Below are 26,352 nucleotides of genomic sequence, written 5' to 3' on the forward strand. Positions count from 1 at the left end.
GCCGGACAGGCCGGCGCTCCGCCGCTCCCGCCGGCCGCCGGCTCCGTCCGGGCGCCCGGCACCGCCACGGGCGGCACGGAGGCCGGGGCCGGAGCCACCTACGCCGGTGGCGGGGCCGGGAACGCCGGTGCCGGCCTCGGGGGCGCCGGTGTCGCGGGTGTCGGTGCCGGCGCCGGTGGCGCGGGCGGTATCGGCGGGCCGTTCGTCCGCCGGGACCCGCCCGTGCGGCAGGTCGCCGTCGAGCACCGCGCGCACGGCGGTCAGCAGGTCCGGGGCGACGTGCTCGGCGGCGGCCGTCTCCTCCGGACGGGTGCGGTCGTTCGGCACGAGGATGCCGGTGGCGCCCGCCCGGCGCGCGGCCTCCACGTCGGCGCCGATGTCGCCGATCAGGACGCAGTCGGCGGGGTGGGTGCAGATGCGGCCGGCCGCCCACAGCACCATGCCGGGCCGCGGCTTGCGGCACGGGCAGCCGTCGTCGGGGCCGTGCGGGCAGACGGCCCACACGTCGAACGGGCCGAGCAGCTCGTCGACGCGCCGGTTGACGCGGCGGACGTCGGCGTCGGTGAGCAGCCCGCGGGCGATGCCGGACTGGTTGGTGACGACGCCGGTCGCGACGCCGCGCCCGCGCAGCAGGGCGACCGCCTCGCGGGCCCCGTCGACCGGCCGTACCCGGTCGGGGTCGCCGTTGTAGGGGACGTCGTGGACGAGGGTGCCGTCGCGGTCGAAGAGCACGGCCTTCACCGGGTCGTGACGGGCGCTCATGCCGCCACCTCCCGCCAGGCCGGTGCCGACCGGTGCCGCAGCTCCCCGCCGAGCCGGTGCCAGGTGGCGGCGGGCGGGATGAGGGCGCTGGTCACGAGCATGGTCGTGACCTCCTCGCGGGTGCGCGGCCCGGGTGCGATGCGGGCCCAGGCGAACTCCGCGGTGCCCGCCGCCCAGCCGAGCCCGGCGAGGGCGGCGGCCCGGGGCCGGCCCGCGGCGGCGAGCAGGAGCGCGGCGGCACCGGCGGCGGTGATGGCCGCGTGCCGGCGGATGCGCCCGCGGGGCGCGACCGCCTTGGCCCACCAGTCGGGGCCGTGCAGGCGCCGCATCAGGGCGTCGTCGGCGTTGCCGCGCTGCTGTTTCAGGGACACCCAGCGGGACGCGGAGCGCACCGGGTGCCGGGTGGTGCGCCGGCCCTGCCGGATGCGCCACCCGGCGTCCAGGACGCGCAGCGCGAGGTCGGCGTCCTCCCGGAAGGCGCGGGTGAAGCGCTCGTCGAAGCCGCCGACCTGCTTGAGCGCGTCGGTGCGGTAGGCCATGTCGGCGGTGATCCAGCGGGCGGTGGCCAGCCCGGCCGTGCCGCGCTCCCAGTCGGTGGGGCGGCGCTCGCCGGGCAGCGGCACGGCGATCACGCCCTGGACGCCGGCGGTGTCGGGGGCGGCCTCGCCGAGGTCCTGGACCAGTTGGTCGCACCAGTGCGGGCCGACCTGGACGTCGTCGTCGAGGAAGGCGGTCCAGGGCGCGGTGACCGCGCGCAGGCCGGTGTTGCGGGCGGCGGCCGGTCCGCGTCCGCCGCTGCGCAGCACGACGGTGCGCTCGCGCAGCTCGCCGAGGACGCTCAGGGCGTGCTCCAGCGCGTCCGGGTCGGTGTCCGGGCCGGGCCGGTCGTCGACGAGGACGATCTCGTCGGGGCGGGGTCCGGTCGCGGCGGCCAGCGCGGCCAGGCAGTCGGCCAGCGTGTCGCGGGCGAGCGTGGGGATCACGACGGCGTAGCCGGTCATGCGAACGCCTTCCCCCGGCGCACCGCGAACGGGCCGATGGCCAGCAGGTCCACGGGCGCGGAACCGAAGCACTCCAGGGCGTCGCGCGGGTCGTCGACCATGGGCCGCCCCGCGGTGTTGAGGCTGGTGTTGACCACGACGGGCAGCCCGGTGCGCTTCTCGAAGGCGTTCAGCATGCGGGCGACGAGCGGTTCGCGGCGCTCCTCGACGGTCTGGATGCGGGCGGTGCCGTCGACGTGGACGACGGCCGGGATGCGGTCCCGCCAGGCGGCGGCGACGTCGTGCACGAAGAGCATGTACGGGCTCGGGACCGGCCCGTCGAAGATCTCGGTGGCGCGGTCGGCCAGCACCATCGGGGCGACCGGCCGGAACTCCTCGCGGCCCTTGACGTGGTTGAGCCGTTCCAGGTTCTCGGCGCGACCGGGGTGGGCGAGCAGGGAGCGGTGCCCGAGGGCGCGCGGCCCGTACTCGCTGCGGCCCTGGAACCAGGCGACGATGCCGTCCCGGGCGAGTTCCTCGGCGACGGTCTCGGCGATGTCGTCCGGCTCCTCGTAGGGGATCGCGGCGGTCTCCAGCCAGGCGCGGATCTCCTCGTCGCTCCAGCCGCGGCCGAGGTCGGCACCGGGCATCGGCTCGGGGGCGGTGCCCTCCTGGGCGGCGGCCACGTGCAGGGCGCCGCCGAGCGCGGTGCCGGCGTCTCCGGCGGCGGGCTGCACCCACACGTGCCGGTACGGTCCGCGCCTGGCGATCGTGGAGTTGGCGACGCAGTTGAGGGCGACGCCGCCGGCCATGGTCAGCGCCTGGCCGCCGGCCTCGCGGTGCAGCCAGTGGACGAGGTCGAGGAGGAGTTCCTCCAGCACGGCCTGGGTGCTGGCGGCCAGGTCGGCGTGATCGCGGGTCCAGTCCTCGCCCTTGGCGCGCGGCGGGGCGAGGGCGGCCCAGTCGACGCCGTGGGCGCGGAAGCCGCCGTCGCCGGTGGCGTGCACCTGCTCGCGCAGCCGGTCCAGGAAGCGGGGGGTGCCGTAGGAGGCGAGGGCCATCACCTTGTACTCGTCGCTGCTGCGCAGGAAGCCGAGGTGTTCGGTCAGCTCCTCGTAGACCAGGCCGAGCGAGTGCGGCAGGGCCTGGGCGGCGAGGGTGTCGAGCTTGCCGTCGCGGTAGCGGCCGGCCAGGTGGGAGGCGGACTCGCCGCGGCCGTCCAGGACCAGCACGTCGTTGTCCGGGTGCGGGGAGGCGGGCCCCGCGGAGGCGGCGTGGGCCACGTGGTGCGGGACGAAGACGACCTGGTCGGGGTCGAGTCCGGGCAGCGCCTCGGCGAGGAACTCGGGGGCGCGGCGGGCGTACTCCAGGCGCAGCGGGTCCCAGGGGTCGTCCAGGCCCATGTCCCGGGCGGGCCGGGCCAGCTTGGGGTCGAAGGAGTAGGCGACGGCGTCCAGCTCCTCGGGCCGGACCCCCGCGTGCTCCAGGCACCAGCGGGCCGACAGCTCCGGCACCTCCCAGGCGGAGAAGGGCACCGGGCGCTTGCCGTGCTTGCGGCGGCTGAAGCGCTCCTCCTCGGCGGCCGCAACGGTCCTGCCGTCGACGACGAGGGCGGCGGCAGGGTCGTGGAACAGGGCGTTGATACCAAGGATGCGCATGTGGGGTGCTCCGTCCCGGAGGCTGTGGGTCGTGCCGAAGGTCAGGTCTCTGGGACCTCTCTGGTTTCTCAGGTCTCTTCTCTCTGGGCTCGCGGGTCCCGCACCGCAGCTGTCTCAAACACTTGGAGACAGCTCAATTCCGGGTATGAACCGAAAAGACACGCTACGTAGTGATGTGCGGGCCTAGGCCGCCACGGCGTGGGCGAACCAGCCGATGGTGCGCTCCAGCCCCTCGCTCCAGCCGACGCGGGGCCGCCAGCCGAGGCGCTCGCGGGCCAGGGTGGTGTCGGGCCTGCGGCGGCAGGGGTCGTCGACGGGGCGTTCGACGAACCGGATGCGGGAGCCGGAGCCGGTGAGGTCGATGATCCGGCGGGCCAGTTCCAGCATGGTGATCTCGTCGCCGCCGCCGATGTTCACGGGCCCCGTCTCCCGGGAGGCGGCGAGGGCGAGGACGCCGTCGACGGTGTCGTCGACGTAGCACAGGGAGCGGGTCTGGCCGCCGTCGCCGGCGACGGTCAGCGGCATGCCGTCCAGCGCCTGGGCGATGAACGTGGGCACGGCACGGCCGTCACCGGTGCGCATGCGGGGCCCGTAGGTGTTGAAGATGCGCACGATCGCGGTGTCGGTGCCGTGCACCCGGCGGTGGGCGGTGACCAGGGCCTCGGCGAACCGCTTGGACTCGTCGTAGACACTGCGCGGGCCGATGGGGTTGACGTTGCCCCAGTAGCTCTCGCGCTGCGGGTGCTCCAGCGGGTCGCCGTACACCTCGGAGGTGGAGGCGAGCAGGAAGCGGGCGCCGTCGGCGTGGGCGCGCTCCAGGGCGTTGCGGGTGCCGGTGCTGCCGACGTCGAGGGTCTCCAGGGGCAGCCGCAGGTAGTCGGCGGGCGAGGCCGGACAGGCGAAGTGCAGGACGAGGTCGAACCGCCCGGGCAGGGCGCGCAGGGCGGCCGGGTCGGTGGCGTCGGCCCGGACGAAGCGGAAGCCCCGCCGGCGTTCCAGGTCGGCGATGTTGCTCCGGGAGCCGGTGGCCAGGTTGTCGAGGCAGACGACGTCGGTGCCGGCGTCGAGCAGCCGGCCGCACAGGTGGGACCCCACGAAACCGGCTCCGCCGGTCACCAGGGCCCGGCGCCAGGGGTGTCCGTCCACGGGACTCTCCTCACTCTCGTCACTCTCACCGTCACTTCGGTGACGGCGCGAGTAACCCGGTGACGGCTCCCATACCTCGAACCCGCATTCGACAGCCCGTTCGGAGACCCCACTATGAACTGCGTATATACTCTGCGTGTATAGTCCCGGCATGCCTTCTCTGACCAGGAAGACGACGAAAACGGGGACCGGGTTGCGGGCGGCGACTGCGCTGCTGGCGGCCCTCTGCGCGGGCTCGGCGCTGGCCGGCTGCACCCGTCTGGAGACGACCAAGCCCAGCTCGGTGCGCGCGGCGGCGGGGGCGCAGGCCGGCGCGCGCCTGGGGGCCGTGGACTGCCGCAAGGCCAAGTGCATAGCCCTGACGTTCGACGCGGGCCCCAGCGAGAACTCCGCCCGGCTGCTCGACATCCTGAAGGACAGACAGGTCCCGGCGACGTTCTTCCTGCTGGGCAAGCGCCACATCGACACCTATCCGGAGCTGGTGCGGCGCATGGCCGACGAGGGCCACGAGGTGGCCAGCCACACCTGGACGCACAAGATCCTCACGCGGAGCACACCGGAGGAGATACGCGAGGAGCTGCGCAGACCGAACGAGGAGATAGAGCGGCTGACCGGCCACCGTCCGACGCTGATGCGCCCGCCGCAGGGCCGCACCGACGAGACCGTGCACGCGATAGCGCGCGAACTGGGCCTCGCGGAGATCCTGTGGACGGTGACCGCGAAGGACTACACGACCACCGACTCCGAGCTGATCACGCAGCGCGTCCTCGCCCAGTCCTCGCGGGACGGCATCATCCTGCTGCACGACATCTACGACGGCACCGTGCCGGCCGTGCCCGGGATCATCGACGCGCTCAAGGAGCGCGGGTACGTCTTCGTGACGGTGCCGCAGCTGCTGGCGCCGGGGAGGGCGGAACCGGGGAAGGTCTACCGGTGACCCGGCCGGGCGCGAGGTGAGGGACGGCGGACGACTCCCTACGATCGTGCCGTGGTCACCTTCTCCCTCGAACGCACGGCGCCGCTCCCCCCGGCCGAGGCGTGGCGCCGGCTCACCGCGTGGCATCGCCACGGCGAGACCGTCCCGCTGACCCGGGTCACCGTCTCCACTCCCCCGCCCACCGGCCCGGGCACGGTGATCGTGGCCCGCACGGGCATCGGCCGGCTCGCGGTCGACGACGTGATGGAGGTGACCGCCTGGCAGCCCCCCGAGGGCGACAGCCCCGGTCTGTGCCGGCTGGACAAGCGGGGCCGCCTGGTCCGGGGCTGGGCGGAGATCGAGGTCGCACCCGGCCCCGGCGGCCGGGCCCGGGTGCGCTGGCGCGAGGAACTGGACGTCCGGGCGCTCCCCGCCGCCTTCGACGGCCTGCTGGCCCGTTCGGGCCGCCACACCTTCGGCCGCGCGGTCAACCACCTCCTGCGGCACCCGTGAGGGGCCGCGCGCCGAGGACCGCCCCGCCTCCCGGAAAAGACCGTCCCACATTAGTCAAGTTTGACTAAAGTGGGCGCATGGGAGAGACGACCGTTCCGATGCTGCCGTGCCGCGAGATCCGGCCCGTGCTCGACTTCTACACCGCCCTCGGCTTCGAGGTGATCTTCGAACAGCGCAGCCCCAACCCGTACGCCGCCGTCCGGCGGGGCGGCATCGAGCTGCACTTCTTCGGGATGCGGCAGTACGACCCGGCCGCCTCCCACAGCACCTGCTACGTCCGTACCGACGACGTCGACGGCCTGCACCGCGCCTTCCGCGCCGGACTCAAGGCGGCGTACGGCCGGGTGCCGACCCGCGGGCTGCCGAGGATCGGGGCGCTGCGGGACACGACGTTCGGAATGCGGCAGTTCCTGATGACCGACCCGGGCGGCAACTGCGTGCGGGTCGGCCGGCCGCTCGGCGGGGACCAGCACCACCGGCCGGCCCCCGCGGAGACCTTCGCCCGTGCCCTGCACCACGCCACGCTCTTCGCCGACTCCCGGGACGATCCGGCGGGCGCGGCGAAGGTCCTCGACCGGGTGCTGGCGCTGCCGGACGAGCGGCCGACGCCGGTGCAGTTGCTGCGCCTGCTCGTCCTGCGGGCCGACGTCGCCGACCGCCTCGGTGACGCCGGCACCGCGGCCGGCGCACTCGAGCAGGCCGCCGCGATCGGCCTCACCGCCGAGGAGCGGGACACCGTGCGCGACGACCTGGCACGACTGGCGGAGCTGCGACAGCGGGGCTAGGCCACCGATCCGATGCGCCGCGCCGGGGCCGACGGGCCGTCGTGGTGGATGGGGGTGTGCGCGCCCGTCAGGGACACGCCGCTGCCGCCGCGGCGGACCGCGACGATCTCCGCGGCGATCGACAGGGCCGTCTCCTCCGGGGTGCGGGCGCCCAGGTCGAGGCCGATGGGCGACCTCAGGCGGGCCAGTTCCAGGTCCGTCACCCCGACCTCGCGCAGCCGCTCGTTGCGGTCCAGATGGGTGCGGCGCGAGCCCATCGCGCCGACGTACGCCACGGGCAGCCGCAGCGCCAGCTTCAGCAGCGGTACGTCGAACTTGGCGTCGTGGGTGAGGACGCACAGCACCGTGCGGCCGTCGACGTCCGTGCGCTCCAGATACTCGTGCGGCCAGGCGACGACGACCTCGTCGGCGTCCGGGAAGCGGGCCGGCGTCGCGAACACCGGGCGGGCGTCGCACACCGTGACGCGGTAGCCGAGGAACCTGCCGATGCGCACCAGCGCGGAGGCGAAGTCGATCGCACCGAAGACGATCATGCGGGGCGCCGGGACGGAGGACTCCACCAGGAGCGTCAGCGGCGACCCGCACCGCGAGCCCTGCTCTCCGATCTCCAGCGTCCCGGTGCGCCCGGAGTCCAGGAAGGCGCCCGCCTCGGCGGCCACCGTCCGGTCCAGCTCCGGGTGGGCCCCGAACCCGCCTTCGGCCATCCCGTCGGACCGCACCACCAGGGCGCGGCCCCGCAGGTCCGCCGGCCCGCCGACGATCCGCGCCACCGCCGCCGCCTCCCCTCGGGCGGCGGCGGCCAGCGCGGACGCGAGCACCGGACGGGCGGGGCTGTCCGCCCGTACCGGCGTGACGAGGATGTCGATGACTCCGCCGCAGGTCAGGCCGACGGCGAAGGCGTCCTCGTCGCTGTAGCCGAAGCGCTCCAGGACGGTCTCGCCGTCCTCGAGGGCCTGCCGGCACAGCTCGTACACGGCCCCCTCCACACAGCCTCCGGAGACGGACCCGATCGCCGTGCCGTCGGCGTCCACGGCGAGCGCGGCACCCGGCTGGCGCGGGGCGCTGCCGCCGACGGCCACCACGGTGGCCACGGCGAAGTCGCGCCCCTGCTCGACCCACCGGTTCAGCTCTTCGGCGATGTCCAGCATCTGTCGGTCTCCTCAGCGAAGTCGTGTGAACGGGTACCCGGTGAGCGGCTAGTGCACGCCGAGCCAGCTCTCGATGGGGTTGAGGGCGAAGAAGACGATGAAGACCACCGCCAGGGCCCACATGAACGCGCCGATCTCCCGCACCTTGCCCTGGGCGGTCTTGATGGCGACGTAGGAGATGACGCCCGCCGCGACACCGGTGGTGATGGTGTAGGTGAACGGCATCAGGACGACCGTCAGGAAGACCGGGATCGCGGTGGCGCGGTCGGCCCAGTCGACGTGCCGGGCGTTCATCATCATCATCGCGCCGATGACCACGAGGGCCGCGGACGCGACCTCCTGCGGCACGATCGCCGTGACCGGCGTGAAGAACAGGCACAGGGCGAAGAAGCCGCCGGTGACGACCGACGCGAGGCCGGTGCGGGCGCCCTCGCCGACGCCGGTGGCGGACTCGACGAACACGGTCTGGCCGGAGCCGCCCGCCACGCCGCCGATGGCACCGCCGGCGCCGTCGACGAACAGCGCCTTGGACAGGCCCGGCATGCGGCCCTTGTCGTCGGCCAGCTTGGCCTCGGTGCCGACGCCGATGATGGTGGCCATCGCGTCGAAGAACCCGGCCAGCACCAGCGTGAAGACGATCATGCCGACGGTCATCGCGCCGACGTCGCCCCAGCCGCCGAACTCGACGTCGCCGAAGAGCGAGAAGTCCGGCATGGAGACCGCGCTGCCGTGCAGCTCGGGTGCGCCGTTGGCCCACTGCTTGGGGTCGATGACACCCAACGCGTTGAGGACCATGGCGACGACCGTGCCGGTGATGATGCCGATCAGGATGGCGCCGGAGGTGTTGCGCGCCTGGAGCATGAAGATCAGCAGCAGGGTGCCCGCGAAGAGCAGGACCGGCCAGCCCGCCAGCTCGCCGGCGGGGCCGAGCGAGAGCGGGGTCGCCTCGCCCGGGTGGACGAACCCGCCCTTGACGAAGCCGATGATCGCGATGAACAGGCCGATGCCGATGGTGATGCCGTGCTTGAGGGCCAGCGGGATCGCGTTCATGATCATTTCGCGGAGCCCGGTGACCACCAGCAGCATGATCACCACGCCGTACATGACGCACATCGCCATGGCCTGGCCCCAGGTCATCTGGGGTACGACCTGGCCGGCCAGGACTCCGGACACCGACAGGCCGGCGGCGAGGGCGAGCGGCACCTTGCCGACGAAGCCCATCAGGAGCGTGGTGACCGCCGCGGCGAGCGCGGTGGCGGTGATCAGGGCCTTCTGGCCCAGAGTGTGCCCGGCGACGTCCTCACCGGAGAGGATGACCGGGTTGAGCAGGACGATGTACGCCATCGCCATGAAGGTGGTGATGCCGCCGCGGACCTCACGCGCGAGAGTCGATCCTCTGTGGGATATGTGGAAGTACCGGTCGAGCCAAGACCGGCCGGCGGGGACGCGGCTGCCCGCGCCCGCGTCCTCGGCGGTGGTCTTCGGCTCCACTGACTGCTGGGCCATGGTGCCTTCTCCCAAGGTTCATAGGGGCACCCGCAGGGACCGCCGTGACAACGGCCGCGGGATTTGGGATGCACGACCCGGGGGACGGCCCGAGACGAACGGATGTGGGGTGGTACTTCAAGGACCGCGAGCGGAGCGGAACTTGGGGGTGCTCCGGGCGGCGCGGAGGGTGTGACGTTCCGTTGCGCCGCCCGGAGGCTCTGCTCACGCCGTGCCGGTGAGGTGCTCCGGGCGGACCGGCGTGCGGTCGAGTTCCAGCCCGGTCGCGTTCCGGATGGCCGCGAGGACCGCCGGGGTGGACGACAGGGTGGGGGCCTCGCCGATGCCGCGCAGCCCGTACGGCGCGTGGTCGTCGGCGAGTTCGAGCACGTCGACCGGGATGGTCGGCGTGTCGAGGATCGTGGGGAGCAGGTAGTCCGTGAAGGAGGGGTTCCTGACCTTCGCGGTCTTCGGGTCGACGACGATCTCCTCCATCACCGCGATGCCCATGCCCTGGATGGTGCCGCCCTGGATCTGGCCGATCACCGACAGCGGGTTGAGCGCCTTGCCGACGTCCTGGGCGCAGGCCAGCTCGATCACCTTCACCAGGCCGAGTTCGGTGTCGACCTCGACGACGGCGCGGTGCGCGGCGAAGGAGTACTGGACGTGGCCGTTGCCCTGGCCGGTGCGCAGGTCGAAGGGCTCGGTCGGACGGTGCCGCCACTCCTCCTCGACCTCCACGGACTCGCCCTCCAGGACGTCGACCAGGCCGGCGAGGACCTCGCCGCCGTCGGTGACGACCTTGCCGCCCTCCAGGAGCAGCTCGGCGGTCGCCCAGGCCGGGTGGTAGGAGCCGAACTTGCGGCGCCCGATCTCCAGGACCTTCTCGCGGACCAGCTCGCAGGCGTTCTTCACGGCACCGCCGGTGACGTACGTCTGCCGGGAGGCCGAGGTCGAGCCGGCCGAGCCGACCTGGGTGTCGGCCGGGTGGATGGTCACCTGCGTGACGCCCAGCTCGGTGCGGGCGATCTGCGCGTGGACGGTGACGCCGCCCTGGCCGACCTCCGCCATGGCGGTGTGGACCGTGGCGACGGGCTCGCCGTTGATGACCTCCATGCGCACCTTGGCGGTGGAGTAGTCGTCGAAGCCCTCGGAGAAGCCGACGTTCTTGATGCCGACCGCGTAGCCGACGCCGCGGACGACGCCCTCGCCGTGCGTGGTGTTGGACAGGCCGCCGGGCAGCTGGCGCACGTCGGCGCCCTCGCTGGACTCCCACTGGCGCTCCGGCGGCATCGGCATCGCCTTGACGCGGCGCAGCAGTTCGGCGACGGGCGCCGGGGAGTCGACCGGCTGGCCGGTGGGCATGATGGTGCCCTGCTCCATGGCGTTCTTCTGCCGGAACTCCACCGGGTCCATGCCGAGCTTCTTGGCCAGCTTGTCCATCTGCGCCTCGTAGGCGAAGCACGCCTGGACCGCGCCGAAGCCGCGCATGGCGCCGCAGGGCGGGTTGTTGGTGTAGAGGGCGACGGCCTCGATGTCGACGTCGTCGATCACGTACGGGCCGACCGACAGGGACGAGGCGTTGCCGACCACGGCCGGGGAGGCCGAGGCGTAGGCGCCGCCGTCCAGGACGATCCGGCACTTCATGTGCGTGAGCTTGCCGTCCTTGGTGGCGCCGTGCTCGTAGAACAGCTTCGCCGGGTGGCGGTGGACGTGCCCGAAGAAGGACTCGAAGCGGTTGTAGACGATCTTGACGGGCTTGCCGGTGCGCAGCGCCAGGAGGCAGGCGTGGATCTGCATCGACAGGTCCTCGCGGCCGCCGAACGCGCCGCCGACGCCGGCCAGCGTCATCCGCACCTTCTCCTCGGGCAGGCCGAGCACGGGCGCGATCTGCTTCAGGTCGGAGTGCAGCCACTGGGTGGCGATGTAGAGGTGGACGCCGCCGTCCTCCTCGGGCACGGCGAGGCCGGACTCGGGGCCGAGGAAGGCCTGGTCCTGCATGCCGAAGTAGTACTCGCCCCTGACGATCACGTCCGCCTTCTTCGCGGCCTCGTCCGCGTTGCCGCGGATGATCGGCTGGCGGTGCACGATGTTGGGGTGCGGGACGTGGCCGGCGTGGTGGTCGTCGCGGCCCTCGTGGACGAGGATCGCGTCCGGCGCGGTCGCGGAGGCCTCGTCGGTGATGACGGGCAGCTCCCGGTACTCGACCTTGATCTTGGCGGCGGCGCGGCGCGCGGTCTCCGGGTGGTCGGCGGCGACCAGGGCGACGGGCTCGCCGTGGTGGCGGACCTTGCCGTGCGCGAGAACCGGGGTGTCCTGGATCTCCAGGCCGTAGTTCTTCGCGTCGGTGGGCAGGTCGTCGTAGGTGAGGACGGCGTACACGCCGGCCGTGGCGAGCGCCTCGGAGGTGTCGATCGAGACGATCTCGGCGTGGGCGACCGGGGAGCGCAGGATCTGGCCCCACAGCATGTCCTCGTGCCACATGTCGGACGAGTACGCGAACTCGCCGGTCACCTTCAGGGTGCCGTCCGGGCGCAGCGTCGACTCGCCGATGCCGCCCTTCGTCCGGGAACCCTGCGTGATCTTGGTGGGTGCACCGTTGGCCGTCATGGTCAGACCCCCTCGGACTGCCGGGCGGCCGCCAGCCGGACCGCGTCCATGATCTTCTCGTAGCCCGTGCAGCGGCACAGGTTGCCCGACAGCGCCTCGCGGATGTCCGCGTCGGTCGGGTTCGGGTTGCGCTCGAGCATCTCGTCGGCGGCGACCAGCAGACCCGGCGTGCAGAAGCCGCACTGCACGGCGCCGGCGTCGATGAACGCCTGCTGGATCGGGGACAGCTCCTCGCCCTCGCCGGTCTGCGAGTCGGTGCCCTCGGCCTGCCAGCGCTTGGCCTCGTCGAGCGTGGTGCCCTCGCCGCCGCAGGCGCCGGTCGCGCAGCCGCCCGCGGCGCGCTGCTTGGCGAAGTCCGCCAGGCCCTCGACGGTCACGATCTCGCGGCCCTGGGCCTGACCGGCGGCGACCAGGCAGGCGCAGACCGGCACGCCGTCCAGGCGGACCGTGCAGGAGCCGCACTCGCCCTGCTCACAGGCGTTCTTGGAGCCGGGCAGGCCGAGGCGCTCGCGCAGGACGTACAGCAGGGACTCGCCCTCCCAGACGTCGTCGGCCTCCTGCGGGCGTCCGTTGACGGTGAAGTTGACTCGCATTACGCAGCTCCCTCGGTGGCGCGGCGGGCGCCGCGGTAGGACTCCCACGTCCAGGTGAGCGTCCGGCGGGCCATGACCCCGACCGCGTGGCGGCGGTAGCTGGCGGTGCCCCGGACGTCGTCGATCGGGTTGCAGGCGGCCGAGCACAGGTCGGCGAACTGCTTGGCGACCGACGGGGTGATGATCTTGCCGTTGTCCCAGAAGCCGCCCTCGTCGAGCGCCGCGTTCAGGAAGTCCTCGGCGGCCTTCGCCCGGATGGGGGTGGGCGCGGCCGAACCGATGCCGGTGCGGACCGTGCGGGTCCCGGGGTGCAGGGCGAGGCCGAACGCGCACACGGCGATGACCATGGCGTTGCGGGTGCCGACCTTGGAGAACTGCTGCGGGCCGTCCGCCTTCTTCACGTGCACGGCACGGATCAGCTCGTCGGGCTCCAGCACGTTGCGCTTCACGCCCTTGTAGAACTCGTCGATCGGGATCATGCGCGTGCCGCGCACCGACTCCACCTCGACCTCCGCCCCCGCGGCGAGCAGCGCCGGGTGGGCGTCGCCGGCCGGGGAGGCGGTGCCGAGGTTGCCGCCCACGCCGCCGCGGTTACGGATCTGCGGGGAGGCGACCGTGTGCGAGGCGAGGGCGAGTCCGGGGAGTTCGGAGCGCAGGTGCTCCATGATCTTCGTGTACGGCACGGACGCGCCGACCCGCACGGTGTCCTCGCCGACCTCCCACTCGGTCAGGTCACCGATGCGGTTCAGGTCCATGAGGTACTCGGGCCGGCGGTGGTCGAAGTTGATCTCGACCATCACGTCGGTGCCACCCGCAATCGGCACAGCGGTGGGGTGCTCTGCCTTGACGGCGAGCGCCTCCTCCCAGCTGGCGGGGCGAAGGAAGTCCATGACCGGCTCTCTTCTTCTACGTCTCGTGGGTCTCGTGGGGGGATGCGATTGAGCCAATCCGTGTGCGGCGGGCCGGGCTCGTTCATGTGCTGTTCACGTGGAGTGGGCTCAGTACACCGCCCCGTCCTCCACCGGGGTCAGTCGCAGAAACACCGAAGGAGTTGGCTGGCCAGCTCGGGCATCTTGTAGATTCGTATGAACGGAGGTCCCCAGTAACCTCCGCGTCTTCCTGTGGAAACGCGCGACACAGCCGCGTGACCTGCACCACGGCCGGGACGCGGACGGGTATCCGCTCGCCGGCCCGCCGCGCGGGCGCCCGGCCGCGGACCCCCTCCTGAGCAAGAGCATGATTCGAGACAGAGAACGGCGGCGACGAGAATGCGGCTGCGCGCACTGCTGGACACCGACGCGCTGGGCCTCAAGCTGCTCGGCGGCGAGGACGAACTGGACCGCTCGGTCCGGGGCGTGATGACCACCGACCTGCGGGACCCCAGCCGCTACCTCTCCGGCGGCGAGCTGGTCCTCACGGGCCTGGCCTGGCGCCGCGACGCCGACGACTCCGAGCCGTTCGTGCGGATCCTGGCGCAGGCCGGCGTGGCCGCGCTCGCCGCCGGTGAGGCCGAGCTGGGCAGCGTGCCGGAGGACCTGGTGACCGCGTGCGCGCGGCACCGGCTGCCGCTGTTCGCGGTGCACGAGTCGGTGGCGTTCGCGACCATCACCGAGCACGTGGTGCGGCAGGTCTCCGGCGAGCGTGCCGGGGACCTCGCGGCGGTCGTGGACCGGCACCGGCGGATGATGACCTCCGGACCGGCGGGCGGCGGCCCCGACGTGGTGCTGGACCTGCTCGGCTCCGACCTGGACCTGCGGGCCTGGGTGCTGTCGCCGACCGGCCGGCTGATCGCGGGCTCGAAGACGTCCGGCTCCGCGCTGCCCGCGGAGGTGTGCGCGCGGCTGGCGGCGGAGCACCTGGCGGCCGGGCGCACGGGCCGCCGCGCGCCGCACCGGGTGACGCTGGGCTCGACGACGTACAGCCTCTTCCCCGTGCGCAGCAGCTGGGGGCACCGCCCGGCGGCGCCCGGGGGCGGCCGGGCGGTGCAGCCCGCCCGGGACGCGCGCGAGACGGTGCTGTCCGAGTGGCTGCTGGCGGTCGAGGCGGACGCCGGTGACTGGGCCGAGGAGCGGCTGGACCTGCTGCACGGCGTCACCCAGCTGATCTCGGTCGAGCGCGACCGCCGGGACGCGGCCCGCACGGTGCGGCGGCGGCTGGCGCAGGAGGTGCTGGAACTGGTGCAGACGGGCGCGCCGCCCGCCGAGATCGCGGCCCGGCTGCGGGTCGCGGCGCCGGTGCTGCTGCCGGGGCTCGGCGCGGCCCCGCACTGGCAGGTCGTGGTGGCCCGCGTCGAGTGGGACGGCGACGGCCCCGACGGCGGCCGGGCCGCCCAGTCGCTGCTGGAGGAGATCCTCGTCGACCCGGTGGCCACCGGGCCCGAGCACTCCGACCGGATCGCCGTCGCGCACGTCGGCGACGAGGCCGTCGCGCTGGTGCCGCTGCCGGCGGTCGCCGGCGAGCACGACGGCTCCGAGGCCGGCATCCTCGCCGACGCGCTGCTGGAGTCCGTACGGGACCCGCTGTCGGCCGGTCTGGACGGCGACGGGCGCCTCACGCTCGGGGTGAGCGCGGCCGTGCACTCGGCGGAGGGGCTGCGCGGCGCGCTGGAGGAGGCGCGGCACGCCCGCCGGGTCGCCGCCGCCCGGCAGGGCCGGGTGTGCGCGGCCGGGCACCAGGAGCTGGCCTCGCACGTGCTGCTGCTGCCCTTCGTCCCGGACGACGTCCGCCGCGCCTTCACGGCCCGGCTGCTGGACCCGCTGCGGGACTACGACCGCCGCCACCGCGCCGAGCTGATCCCGACGCTGGAGGCGTTCCTCGACTCCGACGGCTCCTGGACGCGCTGCGCCACCCGGCTCCACCTGCACGTCAACACGCTGCGCTACCGGGTGGGCCGGATCGAGCAGTTGACGGGACGTGACCTGTCGCGGCTGGAGGACAAGCTCGATTTCTTCCTCGCGCTGCGGATGAGCTGAAACGGCGGCCAAACATCGGGGCGCCCCGAGTCCCACGACTTTGTGAAATCCTTCACCCACCCTCTTGGCCGGGCGGGCCGATCCGTGCTGAGATGCCGCCACCACTCGGGCTCGACGGCGTGCTTGCAGGGCCGTGTCTTCCGGATCAGCCCGACTCCGGGAGTGCGGGGCCCGGGTACGCCGTCGAGCGGGGCTCGGCGTGCCGGGCCCCGTGATCCCGGGACCGACCGGAAGACACGGCCTAGGGGAGGGCAACGTGGCGCATCCCGCCATGTCTGGTTCTGGCACGGGAACGACCTCAGGTGACGATCCGCTCCAGACCGCGGTGTGGCGGCTGCGCTCGCGCGCCTGCTGGGCCGACGCGGCGGCGCTGCTGCGGCCGGACACCGCGGCCACGGCCTTGCAGCGGGCCGCACTGCTGGTGGAGCGGTGTCTGTACACCGAGCAGGGCTGGGAGGAGGCCGAGGACGCGCTGCGCACCGCGGAGGCGCTGGCCCACGGCGACGAGGAGCGCGGCGCCGCCGCCTGCGAACGGGGACAGCTCGCCTACGCGGCCACGCTGCACGGGGTGCGGGACCGGGCCGACGAGGCGCGCGCGGCGCTCGGCCGGGCGGCGGCGCTGATCCCGCCCGGGGCTCCGGGGCGGGCGCTGCTGGACTTCCGGCGCGGGCTGCTGGCGGAGAACCTCACGGGGTCGCCGCAGGCGGCGCGGGCGGCGTACCGGCGTGCCCACGCCTCGGCCACCGCGCACGCCGATCCTCTCCTGCTGTCCTTCACCTGGCGCCACCTGGCCGGCCTCGCGCTGCGGGACGGCGAGCTGGCCGAGGCCCGGCACGGCTTCGCCGAGTCGCTGCGGCTGCGGGAGGAGCTGGGGTACCTCGTCGGTACGGCGCCCGCGCTGGCGTCGCTGGCGGACACGGAGACCGAGCCGGAGGCGTCCCGGCTGCGGGAGGAGGCCCGCCGGCTGTTCCGCCTGCTGGGCGGCGTCCCGACCTGGCTGGCCCACCAGCTCGCCCCACCGACCCGGGGCGCGGCGACCGCCTGATCCGGCCCCCACCCCCCGACTCCGGGGGCGGCGACCGCCGGAGCCGGTCCCACCGCACCGACCCCGGGCGCGGCGACCGCCCGAGCCGGTCCCACCCCGCGGGCACGAGCACGGCGAGCGGCACGGCCCCAGCGGGCGCGGGCGGCGCCCGCGGGGGACGCGGTGCACGACGGGCGCCGCCACCGTGCGGCGGTGCACCCGCCGGCGACAGGTGCGGCCACCACCTGCGGCCATGGCACCCCCTTCGGCGGGCGGACGGGCGCCGCGACGCCCGCGAGCGTCATGGGGAGGTGGTCCAGCGCCGGGCGGTCTCCGCCCAGGCGGCGTCCCAGGCGGCCAGGTTGCGCCGCCAGAGCAGCAGGGCCGCCGTCCCGTGGGCGGCGACGCCGGTGAGGGCGACGGCCAGGCCGGCGAGGATCGCCCAGCCCATGGCACGGCTGTGGACCTCCTCGCCGGTCAGCGGCGGGCCGGTGAGCGTGCCGTCCGGGCCGACCCAGACCCGGACGGTGCTCTGCGCGGGCAGCCCGGGCCGCACCTCGGTCCGGCCGGTGCGGACCCGGCCCTCCCGGTCGGTGAAGCGGACCTCGACCGGGTAGCGGGTCTCCCGCTCCTCGTCCGAGCCCGGCTCCGGATGGCGCGGGGTGTCGTGCACGAGGACGGCGGTGGTCCGCTGCCGGGCCTGCGCCTGCCGCTCGGCGACATCCCCGTAGTGGCCGTACGCCCGGTCCCCGACGGTGACCATGACGAACGGCGCGGCCACCGCCACGGCCAGCACCGTCACGAGCGCGATCCAGGCCTGGACACGATCGTTCCGGCGGCGCAGGGGGTTGCGCCGCCACCGCCACAGCAAGGGCGGCCGCACCCGCTCGGGCGGCGGCTGGGCAGGGGGAATGGCACCGGCCACGGTGTACCTCCTCGACAGAACACGGACGACGGACTCCATGGGGCCCGGCACCGGACGGGTCACCCGGCCCCGTCCCCGGCCCCGGCCCCGTCCACGGCCGGGGACGGGGCCGGGCGGGGCAGCGCAGCCCGCCCGGGACCGCAGCCGCCCCGGCTCCGAGCGCCGGGGCGGCTGCGGCCTCGGGGCGGCTGGACGGAGCGGGCGCCGGGGCCGGTGGTCCCCCGAGCGGGGCGGGCCGGCTCGGCCAGGACCCTGTCCCGCCGCCCTGCCCCGCCGCCCGGGACCGCAACACCGGGCCGCGGCCCCGGGCGCCGATCCACCAGCCCCGGCGCCTCTCCATCGGCCCGGGCGCCGCTCCACCGGTCACGGGCGACGCGCCGTTCACGCGCGACGCGTCGGTCAGCGCGACGAGGCCGGCGCTGACGGGCGACAGGACCGGCGGTCACGGGCGCCGATCCGGCGGTCACGGGCGCCGATCCGGCGGTCACGGGCGACGAGGCCGGCGGTCACGGGCGACGAGGCCGGCGGTGACGGGCGGCGCGTCGGTCACGGCGGTGGGGAGCCGTCCGCGGTCGACGGGTGGGCGTGGGCCGAGTCCAGCAGGCGGGCGGCGCCGCGGACGGCGGCGGTGTGCGGGGCCGGCACCAGGCGCAGCGGCGCGTGCAGCCGGCCGGCGAGGCGGCAGGTGATCTCGGGCCGCAGCGCACCCCCGCCGGCCAGCAGCGGGCCCCGGCCCAGGGCCTCGACCGTCAGGGACGTACGGTCCTGCCGCAGCATCGACGCCACCATGCCGGCCACCGCCTCGCCCAGCTCCGCCGACGAGGCCGCGTCGGGCAGGTCGCCCGTGCCCAGCGCGGCGCGGCGCGCGTCGAACACCTCGCCCTCCACCAGCAGCACCACCTCCGTCAGATGGGCGCCGACGTCCACCACGAGCAGCGGCCGGGACAGGTCGGCGCCGGCTCCCAGCGCGACGGCCCGGGCGCCCGGCACGGTCAGCACCGCCCGGGGCCGCAGCACCTGTGCCGCGGCGCGGGCCCCCTCCCGGAAGGCGACCCCGGCCAGCACGGGCGCGGTCACCACGACCAGGGGCCGCCCGAGGCGGGGCAGCCGGTGGCCGAGGAGCCGGTCGAGCATCCGTGCCGTGCCGTCGACGTCGACGATGGTGCCCCGCTGGACGGGGTGGCCGGCGCCGGCCCCGGGGAAGGTCACGGTGGGCACGTCGACGATCAGTCCCCGGCCGGCGATCCAGGCGCGGGTGCGGGCGCTGCCCAGGTCGAGGGCGACGCCGCAGCCGGGCCGCCCCGCCGCCCACCGGTGCCCGGCGACGCCGCGGGGCCGTCGCGTCGCGGTCACCGGCCGGCCTCCCGTACCTGCTGGCACCGGGCGCAGTAGCGGGCCTGCGGCACGATGAGCAGCCGCTCGCGGTCGACGGGCCGCCGGCACAGGTGGCAGGTGCCGTAGCGGCCCTCGGCCATGCGCCGCAGCGCGGCCTCCACATCGGCGAGGACCATGCGCGCGGACGCGGCGAGCCGCACCCCGACCTCGGCCTGCGCGGCGGAGCACCGGCGGCGCAGGTCCTCGTCGCGGGCGGAGACGGCGAGCTGCCGCAGCTGCTCCTGCCGGAACAGGCGCTGCTCGTGCAGGTTCTCGCGGAGCGCCGCGAGGTCGTCGGGGGACAGCGGCGACCGGCGCGTGCCGTGGCCGTCGATGGTCTGATGGTTCACCGGTTCACCCCTCGGGCAGGGCGGGACAGGGAAGGCGTGCGACGTATGTTCAGGCGCCGGCGCGGCGCTGGCAGGCCACGCAGTGGCGCGTGTACGGCAGGATCTCCAGCCGCTCCGGCGGTACGGGCTTGCCGCAGCCGAGGCAGGTGCCGTAGGTGCCGGCGTCGACGCGGTCGAAGGCCTCGTCGATCTCCTTGAGCACCCGCTCGACGGCGGCCTGCTGGGCGGACAGCAGCGGGTCGTCCGCCGACCGGGCGCTGTCCCCCAGGGCGCGCAGCTGGGTGAGCCGGGTGCTGCGCGCGTGCTCCAGGCGCTGGCGGGCCTCGTGGGCGGTGAGCCGTTCCGGGCGGGGTTCGGTGCGGGAGGCGTCGAGCGACACGGCGGTTCCCTTTCTCGGGGCGACGGCCGGGCCCGTACGGCCGAGCCCGCACGGCCCGGCACGGCAGGACCGGGCGCGTACGGCTCAGCACGCCGGGCAGGCGGCAGAATGCACGAAAGCGCAGACCTCGTCCGGCCTGCGCACTTCCCACTGTGGCCGGGCCGGCGCCCGCTGCCCATCGGTCGCGGACCCCATTTGTGCGGGGGCGCGGTATGCACACGCGCGTGGGTGGGCCGTGACCGGGAAATGGGGGTCGGACCCCATCGACCCGGCGCCGTCGGACCGGGCAGGCTGGTCGGCGGCCCGGTCGGAACCCTGCGCAGCGTAAGGAGGCATCACCCCGGTGTCCCTGTTCTGGCGGATCTTCGGGCTCAACGCCGTCGTGCTGGGCACCGCCACCGCGCTGCTGCTGTGGGCTCCGGTGACCGTCTCGGTCCCGGTGCTGCTGACCGAGGCGGTCATCCTGGTCGGCGGGCTCGCCGTCATGCTGGTCGCCAACGGCGCCCTGCTGCGCTGGGGGCTGCGCCCGCTGGGCCGGCTCACCGGGCTGATGACCACCGTCGACCTGCTGCGCCCCGGTCAGCGGCTGCCGGTGCCCGGGTCCCGGCGGGGCGGCGAGGTCCCGGAGCTGATCCGCACCTTCAACGCCATGCTGGACCGCCTGGAGCAGGAACGGGCCACGTCCAGCGCCCGGGTACTGCTCGCCCAGGAGGCCGAGCGCCGCCGTATCGCCCAGGAGCTGCACGACGAGGTCGGGCAGAGCATGACCGCCGTCCTGCTGGTGCTCAAGCGCGCCGCGGACGAGGCCGCCGAGCCCCTGCGCGGGGAGCTGCACCAGGCGCAGGAGATCACCCGGGAGAGCCTGGACGAGGTGCGCCGGCTGGTGCGCCGCCTGCGGCCCGGCGTCCTGGAGGACCTGGGTCTGGTCAGCGCGCTGACCTCGCTCACCCACGACTTCGCCACCCACACCGGCCTGAGGGTGGTGCGCCGCTGCGAGCCGGATCTGCCCGCCCTGGACCAGGAGACCGAGCTGGTGCTGTACCGGGTGGCGCAGGAGAGCCTGACCAACGCGGCCCGCCACGCGGACGCCGCGCGCGTCGACCTGAGCCTGCGCCGCGCCGGGCCGGCGGTGGTGCTGGAGATCGCCGACGACGGCCGCGGCATCGAGGCCGCCTGCGAGGGCGCCGGCATCCGCGGCATGCGCGAGCGGGCCCTGCTCATCGGCGCCGCTCTGGACATCACCTCCGCCCCCGGCGCCGGCACCCGCGTCCGGCTGACCGCACCCGTCCCGAGGAAGCAGCGGTGACCATGCCCGAACCGACCCGAACCGACCCGTCGCCGATCCGCATCCTGCTCGCGGACGACCACGCCCTCGTACGGCGCGGGGTGCGGCTGATCCTCGACCGGGAACCGGACCTTCAGGTGGTCGCCGAGGCCGGGGACGGCGCGGAGGCCATCGAGGCGGCCCGGGCCACCGACGCCGACCTCGCGGTGCTGGACATCGCGATGCCCCGGCTGACCGGTCTCCAGGCCACCCGTGAGCTGGCCGCGCTCCGGCCGGGCCTGCGCATCCTGATGCTGACCATGCACGACAACGAGCAGTACCTGTTCCAGGCGCTGAAGGCCGGGGCCTGCGGCTATGTGCTCAAGTCCGTCGCCGACCGCGATCTCGTGGCCGCCTGCCGGGCCGCGATGCGCGACGAGCCGTTCCTGTATCCCGGTGCGGTGACCGCCCTGATCCGCAACTACCTGGAGCGGGTCCGGCACGGCGAGGAGAGCGCGGAGCACGTGCTCACCCCGCGCGAGGAGGAGGTCCTCAAGCTCGTCGCCGAGGGCCACTCCTCCAAGGAGATCGCCGAGATCCTGTTCATCAGCGTCAAGACCGTCCAGCGCCACCGGGCCAACCTGCTGCACAAACTCGGCCTGCGCGACCGGCTGGAGCTGACCCGCTACGCCATCCGGGCCGGCCTCATCGAGCCCTGACCGGCGGACCTCGACCACCGACCGGCCCGGCAGGGCAGACCCAGGACAGGGGGCGGCGCATGCGCCGGGCACGCCACAGCGCCGCCGCGCTCACGACGCTGCTGGCGCTGCTGCTGACCCTGCTGCCCGCCTGGCCGACCGCCGCACCGGCCGCCGCCTCCACCGTCTCCGCGGCCTCCGCCGCGCCGGCCGGGGCGGCGGGCCTGGGCGACAGCGGGCCCCGCGCCGACGACTCGTGCGCCGCGCCCTGCACCGGCCAGGTCAGGGCCCGGCACGAACCGTCCGGGGAGCGCGGCGGTCCGCCGTGCGCGCCGGCGGCCGTTGCGGCCCGCCCGGCCGTCGCGCCGGCCGCCCACGGGCCGGCTCCCGTGCCCCGGGCCCCCGCGCCCGTCTCCCCCGGCCGTACCCGCCACGACCACGGACGTGCTCCTCCCGCGCCCTGCGGCACCTGAAGCACCCGACATCTTCCCTGTCACTTTCCGCCGCGGTCGGCCGACCGCCACCGCGGCGTGCCCGCCGGAGGACATCCGTGAAACGTTCCCTGCGCGTCCGTGCGCTGCTCGCCCTCGGGGTGATCGCCGTGTCGCTGTACCTCGCCGTCACCGTGCCGGTCCGCCTCGGACTCGATCTGCGCGGCGGCACCCAGATCGTGCTGGAGACCCGCTCCACCCCGGCCGCCGAGGCCGACCGGGAGGCCACCGACCGCACCGTGGAGGTGCTGCGGGGCCGTATCGACGCGCTCGGCGTCGCCGAGCCGACCATCGTCCGTTCCGGCGACCGGCGCATCGTCGTCGAACTGCCCGGGGTGCAGGACCCGAAGAAGGCGGCCGAGGTCCTGGGCCGCACCGCCCAGCTGACCGTGCACCCGGTGCTCGGCACGGCCGCCGAGAAGACGCCGGAGCGGCCGGCGTCCGACGGCGAACGCGTCCTGCCGGACGATTCCGGGCAGCCGCTGCGGCTGGCCGCCGCCGAGCTGACCGGCCAGGACGTGGGCAGTGCCGACGCCCGGTTCGACCAGCAGGGCGGCGCCGGCTGGCACGTCACCGTCGACTTCGAGGGCGCCGGCCGCGACGCGTGGGCGCGGCTGACCGGTGAGGCCGCCTGTCATCCGGCCGGGGATCCGCAGCGCCGGGTCGCCATCGTCCTCGACGACAAGATCATCTCCGCGCCGCAGGTCGATCCGTCGGTCTCCTGCGGGGCGGGCATCACCGGCGGCTCCACGCAGATCACCGGCTCCTTCACCGACGCCGAGGCGCGGGAACTGGCGCTGCTGGTCAACGGCGGGGCGCTGCCGGTGCCGGTGGAGACGGTCGAGCAGCGCACCGTGGGCGCCACCCTGGGCGAGCGCGCCGTCGCGGCCGGGGCGTGGGCGGCGGTCATCGGCACCGCGCTGACCGCGCTGTTCATCATCGGCGTCTACCGGCTCATGGGCCTGCTGGCCACCGTGGCCCTGGCCTGCTACGGGCTGATCTCCTACGCCGCGCTGGCCGCGCTCGGCGCCACCCTGACCCTGCCGGGGCTCGCCGGGTTCGTCCTGGCGATCGGCATGGCCGTGGACGCCAACGTCCTGGTGTTCGAACGGGCTCGGGAGGAGCACGCGGCACGGCGCCGGCCCAGCCCCCGGTCGGCACTGACCGCCGGGTTCCGCGGCGCCCTCGGGGCGATCGCCGACTCCAACGTCACCACGCTGATCGCGGCCGTGCTGCTGTTCTTCCTGGCGTCGGGGCCGGTGCGCGGCTTCGGCGTGACGCTCGGCATCGGCGTCCTCGCCTCGATGGTCAGCGCCCTGGTGATCACCCGGGTGCTCGCCGAGTACGCCGTCGGCCGCCCCTGGGTCCGCCGGCGCCCGCGCCTGACCGGCCTGGCGACGACGGGGCCGGTCCGCGACCAGCTGCTGCGGCGCGCGCCGTTCCTGATGGCCCGCCCGCGGCGCTGGCTGGCCGCCTCCGCCGCCGTCCTGGTCCTGGCCGGGTCGGGCATCGCCGTCCGCGGCCTCGACCTCGGCGTGGAGTTCACCGGCGGGCGGCTCATCGAGTACGCCACCGGCTCCCCCGTCGACCCCGAACGGGCCCGGTCCGCCCTCGCCGACGCGGGGTTCCCGCGGGCCGTCGTGCAGTCCTCGGGGGACGGCGGGCTCACCGTGCGCACCGAGGAGCTGACCAACGCCGAGGCGGACCGGGTCACCGAGGCCGTCGAGGGGCTCGGCGGCGGCGCGGAGAAGGTGCGCGACGAGCTGATCGGCCCGAGCCTGGGCGAGGAGCTGCGCCGGGACGCGCTGATCGCCCTGGTCGCGGCCCTGGGCGCCCAGCTGCTCTACCTCGCCGTCCGGTTCCGCTGGCTGTTCGGCACGGCGGCGGTGGGCGCGCTCGCACACGACGTGGTGATCCTGGTCGGGGTGTTCGCCTGGCTGGGCAAGCCGGTCGACGGGGTGTTCCTGGCCGCGCTGCTCACCGTCATCGGCTACTCGGTGAACGACTCGGTGGTGCTGTTCGACCGGGTCCGGGAACTGCTGCGGCGGGAGCGGAAGACGCCGTTCGACCGGCTCGCGAACCGGGCGATCCTCCAGACGCTGCCGCGCACGGTCAACACCGGCATGGGCGCGGCGCTGATCCTGGTGGCGCTGGCGGTGCTCGGGCGGGACTCGCTCACCGACTTCGCGCTCGCCCTGCTCATCGGGGTGGCGGTCGGCACGTACTCCTCGGTGTTCACCGCGGCGCCGCTCGCCGTGGAACTGCACGGCCGGTCCCCGGCCCGCCGCACCCGCGGTCCGGCCCCGGCGCCGGCCGGTGCCCGCCGCGAGGAGGCACCCGCCCCCTGACGGCCCCGCGGCGCCGGCCGGCCGGCGGCCGGGCGGCGCCGCTCAGCCCGGTGTGCCGAAGTGCTCGTCCACCAGCACCCGCACCGCGTCCAGGTCCTGGGCGATCAGCGCGTCCAGCAGGGCGGTGTGCTCGTGGGCGTCGGCGACCAGGTCGGCCCGTCCGCGCGCCGACGGCGGCCCGGCCTGCGCCCACTGCGCGCGGCGGTGCAGGTCCTCGGCGACCTGGACGAGCTGCCCGTTGCCCGACAGGGCCAGCACCGCACGGTGGAAGGCGCGGTCGGCCTCGGCGTACGTCGCCCGGCAGCCGGCGGACGCCGCCCGGACGGTGGCCTCGGCCAGCGGGCGCAGCTCCGCCCAGCGTTCGGCGGGCACCGTGCGGGCCAGCCGCAGCAGCACCGGGACCTCGACCAGGGCGCGGACCTCGGCCAGCTCGGCGAGTTCCCGCGTGTTCCGTTCGACGACCCGGAAGCCGCGGTTGAGGACGACCTCGACGGCGCCCTCCAGGGCGAGCTGCTGCATGGCTTCCCGTACGGGGGTGGCCGAGACACCGAAGCGTTCGCCGAGCGCGGGCGCGGAGTAGACCTCGCCGCGCCGCAGCTCGCCGGCGAGCAGCGCGGTGCGCAGGGCGTCGAGGATCTGCCCGCGCACCGAGGTGCGCCGCACGGGCGCGCGGGGCGGGGGCGGTTCGGCGTGGGTGTGTTCGCCGCGCACCGGCGCCGCCGTGTCGGCCCCGCCCCGGCCGCGCGGCGCCCCGGCGGCCCGGTCCGCGTCCCCGCCCCGCGGCTGCGGCGGCACGCGCGCCGCCTCCCGCGCGCGGCTTCGGGCGGCCTCCGTCTCGGCGGAGCCCTGGGCGCCCTGCTTCACGGGTCCTCCCGGGGGACATGTCGGAACGTTTCGGTAGGTGGGGCGATGGCGGCTGTTGTCACCGGTCCGTCGAGCACGATAGGCGGATCGGCCGTCTGTTCCTATCCCGGGGATCACATCCGCCGGAATCATGGGTAAGGTAAGGCTTACCTGAAGCAGCCAGGTGCCTTCCGAGTACCCGACCTGGATCGGTGGTCCCGCATGCCTGTGCCCCGCTCGGCCGTCGCGGACGCGTACGCGCGCCTGACCGAGGCCCTCCCGGGTCTGGCCGTCGCCGAACTCGCCGCCGGACAGCCGGCCCCGCGGGGCGGCGGCTGGGTCCGCGCCGCCTCGCTCGCCGAGGGCGGGGCCGGCCTGGAGTCCTTCCTGGCCTGGGACGACGCGCAGGTGCTGCGGGACTACGGGCAGCGCGCCCGGCCGGACGTGGTCGCGAGCTTCGGCCTGCACCGCTACGCCTGGCCGGCCTGTCTGCTGGTCACGGTGCCGTGGTTCCTGCACCGCCGCGTCCCGCGCTACCCGGTGACGCACGTGTCGTACGACCGCACCGCTCCCGGGCTGCCGCTGGGCCGTATGGCGGTGAGCCCGGCCGGCTTCGCCTGCCTGCCCGGCGACCCGGCCGCCGCGCTGCCCGGGGCCCGTGTGGTGCCGGACGAGGAGGCGCTGCGCGCCGAGGTGCGGGCGGCGATCGCCGAGCACCTGGAGCCGGTGCTGTCCGGCTTCGGGCCGCGCATGCGGCGGCGCGGGCGCGCCCTGTGGGGCATGGCGACCGACGAGGTGGTCGAGGGCCTGTGGTACGTCGCCCATCTGCTGGGCGAGCAGGAGCGGGCGCGGCGCGAACTTGAGCTGCTGCTGCCGGGCGCGACCCGGCCGTACGTCGGCACCGCCGCCTTCCGGGAGCTGAAGGGCCCCGACGGCGAGCCGCTGCACACCCGGGACCGTGCGAGCTGCTGCATGTTCTACACGCTGCGCCCCGAGGACACCTGCGCCACCTGCCCGCGCACCTGCGACGCGGACCGGGTGAACAAGCTGCTCGCCACCGCGAGCTGACGCACCGCCATCTCGAGCCG

At 75.0% G+C, this 26,352-nt stretch carries 23 protein-coding genes and 1 pseudogene; 10 read left to right on the forward strand and 14 right to left on the reverse strand.

Annotated features, from left to right (window positions below; all coding sequences use genetic code 11):
• Positions 1-171: 171 nt before the first annotated feature.
• The 4 genes and pseudogenes from ACZ45Q_RS12545 to ACZ45Q_RS12560 form a co-directional block, all read right to left on the reverse strand.
• Positions 172-762 (reverse strand): annotated as a pseudogene (locus tag ACZ45Q_RS12545) (D-glycero-alpha-D-manno-heptose-1,7-bisphosphate 7-phosphatase); the annotation flags it as partial.
• Entirely contained in the window at positions 759-1,763 is a 1,005-nt protein-coding gene (locus ACZ45Q_RS12550; RefSeq protein WP_468258938.1) for a glycosyltransferase family 2 protein, read from the reverse strand. The gene ACZ45Q_RS12550 and the pseudogene ACZ45Q_RS12545, both read right to left, overlap by 4 nt.
• Positions 1,760-3,400, reverse strand: a complete 1,641-nt coding sequence (locus tag ACZ45Q_RS12555; protein ID WP_468258941.1) for a carbamoyltransferase family protein — start codon at positions 3,398-3,400, stop codon at positions 1,760-1,762. The genes ACZ45Q_RS12550 and ACZ45Q_RS12555 overlap by 4 nt, the downstream gene beginning before the upstream one ends.
• A 183-nt stretch (positions 3,401-3,583) precedes the next feature.
• Positions 3,584-4,546: a UDP-glucuronic acid decarboxylase family protein gene (locus tag ACZ45Q_RS12560; protein WP_468258943.1), complete on the reverse strand. Its 963-nt coding sequence runs from the start codon at positions 4,544-4,546 to the stop codon at positions 3,584-3,586.
• Between the two features lie 151 nt (positions 4,547-4,697).
• Between ACZ45Q_RS12560 and ACZ45Q_RS12565 the strand changes: the two genes are divergently transcribed.
• The 3 genes from ACZ45Q_RS12565 to ACZ45Q_RS12575 all read left to right on the forward strand — a co-directional run bounded on the left by ACZ45Q_RS12565 (position 4,698) and on the right by ACZ45Q_RS12575 (position 6,760).
• Positions 4,698-5,483: a polysaccharide deacetylase family protein gene (locus ACZ45Q_RS12565; protein WP_468258946.1), complete on the forward strand. Its 786-nt coding sequence runs from the start codon at positions 4,698-4,700 to the stop codon at positions 5,481-5,483.
• 51 nt (positions 5,484-5,534) lie between these two features.
• Entirely contained in the window at positions 5,535-5,975 is a 441-nt protein-coding gene (locus ACZ45Q_RS12570) for an SRPBCC family protein (protein WP_468258949.1), read from the forward strand.
• Positions 5,976-6,052: 77 nt separating this feature from the next.
• Positions 6,053-6,760, forward strand: a complete 708-nt coding sequence (locus ACZ45Q_RS12575; protein ID WP_468258952.1) for a bleomycin resistance protein — start codon at positions 6,053-6,055, stop codon at positions 6,758-6,760.
• Here ACZ45Q_RS12575 and ACZ45Q_RS12580 read toward each other — a convergent pair.
• From ACZ45Q_RS12580 to ACZ45Q_RS12600, 5 genes are all read right to left on the reverse strand, one after another.
• Complete coding sequence (locus ACZ45Q_RS12580; protein ID WP_468258955.1) at positions 6,757-7,908, reverse strand: XdhC family protein; 1,152 nt, start codon at positions 7,906-7,908, stop codon at positions 6,757-6,759. The genes ACZ45Q_RS12575 and ACZ45Q_RS12580 overlap by 4 nt on opposite strands.
• 48 nt (positions 7,909-7,956) lie before the next feature.
• A complete protein-coding gene (locus tag ACZ45Q_RS12585; protein ID WP_468258957.1) occupies positions 7,957-9,414 on the reverse strand; it encodes an NCS2 family permease in 1,458 nt (485 codons plus the stop codon).
• A 204-nt stretch (positions 9,415-9,618) separates the two neighbouring features.
• Positions 9,619-12,003, reverse strand: a complete 2,385-nt coding sequence (locus ACZ45Q_RS12590) for a xanthine dehydrogenase family protein molybdopterin-binding subunit (RefSeq protein WP_468258959.1) — start codon at positions 12,001-12,003, stop codon at positions 9,619-9,621.
• A gap of 2 nt (positions 12,004-12,005) precedes the next feature.
• Positions 12,006-12,596, reverse strand: coding sequence for a (2Fe-2S)-binding protein (locus ACZ45Q_RS12595; protein WP_468258962.1), 591 nt, complete (start codon positions 12,594-12,596; stop codon positions 12,006-12,008).
• Positions 12,596-13,486, reverse strand: a complete 891-nt coding sequence (locus tag ACZ45Q_RS12600) for an FAD binding domain-containing protein (RefSeq protein WP_468258964.1) — start codon at positions 13,484-13,486, stop codon at positions 12,596-12,598. Before ACZ45Q_RS12600 ends, ACZ45Q_RS12595 begins: the two co-directional genes overlap by 1 nt.
• A gap of 378 nt (positions 13,487-13,864) precedes the next feature.
• Between ACZ45Q_RS12600 and ACZ45Q_RS12605 the strand changes: the two genes are divergently transcribed.
• Together ACZ45Q_RS12605 and ACZ45Q_RS12610 are read left to right on the forward strand one after the other, a co-directional pair.
• Complete coding sequence (locus tag ACZ45Q_RS12605; RefSeq protein ID WP_468258966.1) at positions 13,865-15,568, forward strand: PucR family transcriptional regulator; 1,704 nt, start codon at positions 13,865-13,867, stop codon at positions 15,566-15,568.
• Positions 15,569-15,839: 271 nt separating this feature from the next.
• Positions 15,840-16,613: a hypothetical protein gene (locus tag ACZ45Q_RS12610; protein ID WP_468258968.1), complete on the forward strand. Its 774-nt coding sequence runs from the start codon at positions 15,840-15,842 to the stop codon at positions 16,611-16,613.
• Positions 16,614-16,893: 280 nt separating this feature from the next.
• Here ACZ45Q_RS12610 and ACZ45Q_RS12615 read toward each other — a convergent pair whose 3' ends face one another.
• The 4 genes from ACZ45Q_RS12615 to ACZ45Q_RS12630 form a co-directional block, all read right to left on the reverse strand.
• Complete coding sequence (locus ACZ45Q_RS12615; protein WP_468258970.1) at positions 16,894-17,517, reverse strand: Rv1733c family protein; 624 nt, start codon at positions 17,515-17,517, stop codon at positions 16,894-16,896.
• Positions 17,518-18,063: 546 nt separating this feature from the next.
• On the reverse strand, positions 18,064-18,870 hold the full coding sequence (locus ACZ45Q_RS12620; protein ID WP_468258973.1) for a rod shape-determining protein: 807 nt from the start codon (positions 18,868-18,870) through the stop codon (positions 18,064-18,066).
• Entirely contained in the window at positions 18,867-19,241 is a 375-nt protein-coding gene (locus ACZ45Q_RS12625; RefSeq protein WP_468258976.1) for a TraR/DksA family transcriptional regulator, read from the reverse strand. Before ACZ45Q_RS12625 ends, ACZ45Q_RS12620 begins: the two co-directional genes overlap by 4 nt.
• A gap of 49 nt (positions 19,242-19,290) precedes the next feature.
• Positions 19,291-19,620 (reverse strand): TraR/DksA C4-type zinc finger protein, encoded by a 330-nt coding sequence (locus ACZ45Q_RS12630; protein WP_468258979.1) that lies wholly within the window; start codon positions 19,618-19,620, stop codon positions 19,291-19,293.
• Positions 19,621-19,963: 343 nt separating this feature from the next.
• On the opposite strand from ACZ45Q_RS12630, the gene ACZ45Q_RS12635 reads away from it, so the two are divergent.
• From ACZ45Q_RS12635 to secD, 4 genes are all read left to right on the forward strand, one after another.
• A complete protein-coding gene (locus ACZ45Q_RS12635) occupies positions 19,964-20,926 on the forward strand; it encodes a sensor histidine kinase (protein WP_468258981.1) in 963 nt (320 codons plus the stop codon).
• A gap of 2 nt (positions 20,927-20,928) precedes the next feature.
• Complete coding sequence (locus tag ACZ45Q_RS12640) at positions 20,929-21,603, forward strand: response regulator (protein ID WP_468259499.1); 675 nt, start codon at positions 20,929-20,931, stop codon at positions 21,601-21,603.
• A gap of 59 nt (positions 21,604-21,662) precedes the next feature.
• On the forward strand, positions 21,663-22,055 hold the full coding sequence (locus ACZ45Q_RS12645) for a hypothetical protein (RefSeq protein ID WP_468258983.1): 393 nt from the start codon (positions 21,663-21,665) through the stop codon (positions 22,053-22,055).
• Positions 22,056-22,132: 77 nt separating this feature from the next.
• Entirely contained in the window at positions 22,133-24,421 is a 2,289-nt protein-coding gene (gene secD, locus ACZ45Q_RS12650; RefSeq protein ID WP_468258986.1) for a protein translocase subunit SecD, read from the forward strand.
• Positions 24,422-24,463: 42 nt separating this feature from the next.
• Here secD and ACZ45Q_RS12655 read toward each other — a convergent pair whose 3' ends face one another.
• The gene (locus ACZ45Q_RS12655; protein ID WP_468258989.1) at positions 24,464-25,285 is read right to left on the reverse strand and encodes a GntR family transcriptional regulator; all 822 of its coding nucleotides are present in this window, start codon (positions 25,283-25,285) and stop codon (positions 24,464-24,466) included.
• A 201-nt stretch (positions 25,286-25,486) separates the two neighbouring features.
• Between ACZ45Q_RS12655 and ACZ45Q_RS12660 the strand changes: the two genes are divergently transcribed.
• On the forward strand, positions 25,487-26,332 hold the full coding sequence (locus tag ACZ45Q_RS12660) for a (2Fe-2S)-binding protein (protein ID WP_468258992.1): 846 nt from the start codon (positions 25,487-25,489) through the stop codon (positions 26,330-26,332).
• Positions 26,333-26,352: the final 20 nt, after the last annotated feature.

It is taken from the genome of Streptomyces sp. NPDC031049, assembly GCF_055571015.1.

Excerpts from the sequence above, each read along its gene's own strand:
- ACZ45Q_RS12550 (WP_468258938.1), bottom strand. The coding sequence starts at position 1,763 with ATGACCGGCTACGCCGTCGTGATCCCCACGCTCGCCCGCGACACGCTG.
- ACZ45Q_RS12555 (WP_468258941.1), bottom strand. The coding sequence starts at position 3,400 with ATGCGCATCCTTGGTATCAACGCCCTGTTCCACGACCCTGCCGCCGCC.
- ACZ45Q_RS12565 (WP_468258946.1), top strand. The coding sequence starts at position 4,698 with ATGCCTTCTCTGACCAGGAAGACGACGAAAACGGGGACCGGGTTGCGG.
- ACZ45Q_RS12575 (WP_468258952.1), top strand. The coding sequence starts at position 6,053 with ATGGGAGAGACGACCGTTCCGATGCTGCCGTGCCGCGAGATCCGGCCC.
- ACZ45Q_RS12580 (WP_468258955.1), bottom strand. The coding sequence starts at position 7,908 with ATGCTGGACATCGCCGAAGAGCTGAACCGGTGGGTCGAGCAGGGGCGC.
- ACZ45Q_RS12585 (WP_468258957.1), bottom strand. The coding sequence starts at position 9,414 with ATGGCCCAGCAGTCAGTGGAGCCGAAGACCACCGCCGAGGACGCGGGC.
- ACZ45Q_RS12590 (WP_468258959.1), bottom strand. The coding sequence starts at position 12,003 with ATGACGGCCAACGGTGCACCCACCAAGATCACGCAGGGTTCCCGGACG.
- ACZ45Q_RS12595 (WP_468258962.1), bottom strand. The coding sequence starts at position 12,596 with ATGCGAGTCAACTTCACCGTCAACGGACGCCCGCAGGAGGCCGACGAC.
- ACZ45Q_RS12600 (WP_468258964.1), bottom strand. The coding sequence starts at position 13,486 with ATGGACTTCCTTCGCCCCGCCAGCTGGGAGGAGGCGCTCGCCGTCAAG.
- ACZ45Q_RS12605 (WP_468258966.1), top strand. The coding sequence starts at position 13,865 with ATGCGGCTGCGCGCACTGCTGGACACCGACGCGCTGGGCCTCAAGCTG.
- ACZ45Q_RS12610 (WP_468258968.1), top strand. The coding sequence starts at position 15,840 with ATGTCTGGTTCTGGCACGGGAACGACCTCAGGTGACGATCCGCTCCAG.
- ACZ45Q_RS12640 (WP_468259499.1), top strand. The coding sequence starts at position 20,929 with ATGCCCGAACCGACCCGAACCGACCCGTCGCCGATCCGCATCCTGCTC.
- ACZ45Q_RS12645 (WP_468258983.1), top strand. The coding sequence starts at position 21,663 with ATGCGCCGGGCACGCCACAGCGCCGCCGCGCTCACGACGCTGCTGGCG.
- ACZ45Q_RS12660 (WP_468258992.1), top strand. The coding sequence starts at position 25,487 with ATGCCTGTGCCCCGCTCGGCCGTCGCGGACGCGTACGCGCGCCTGACC.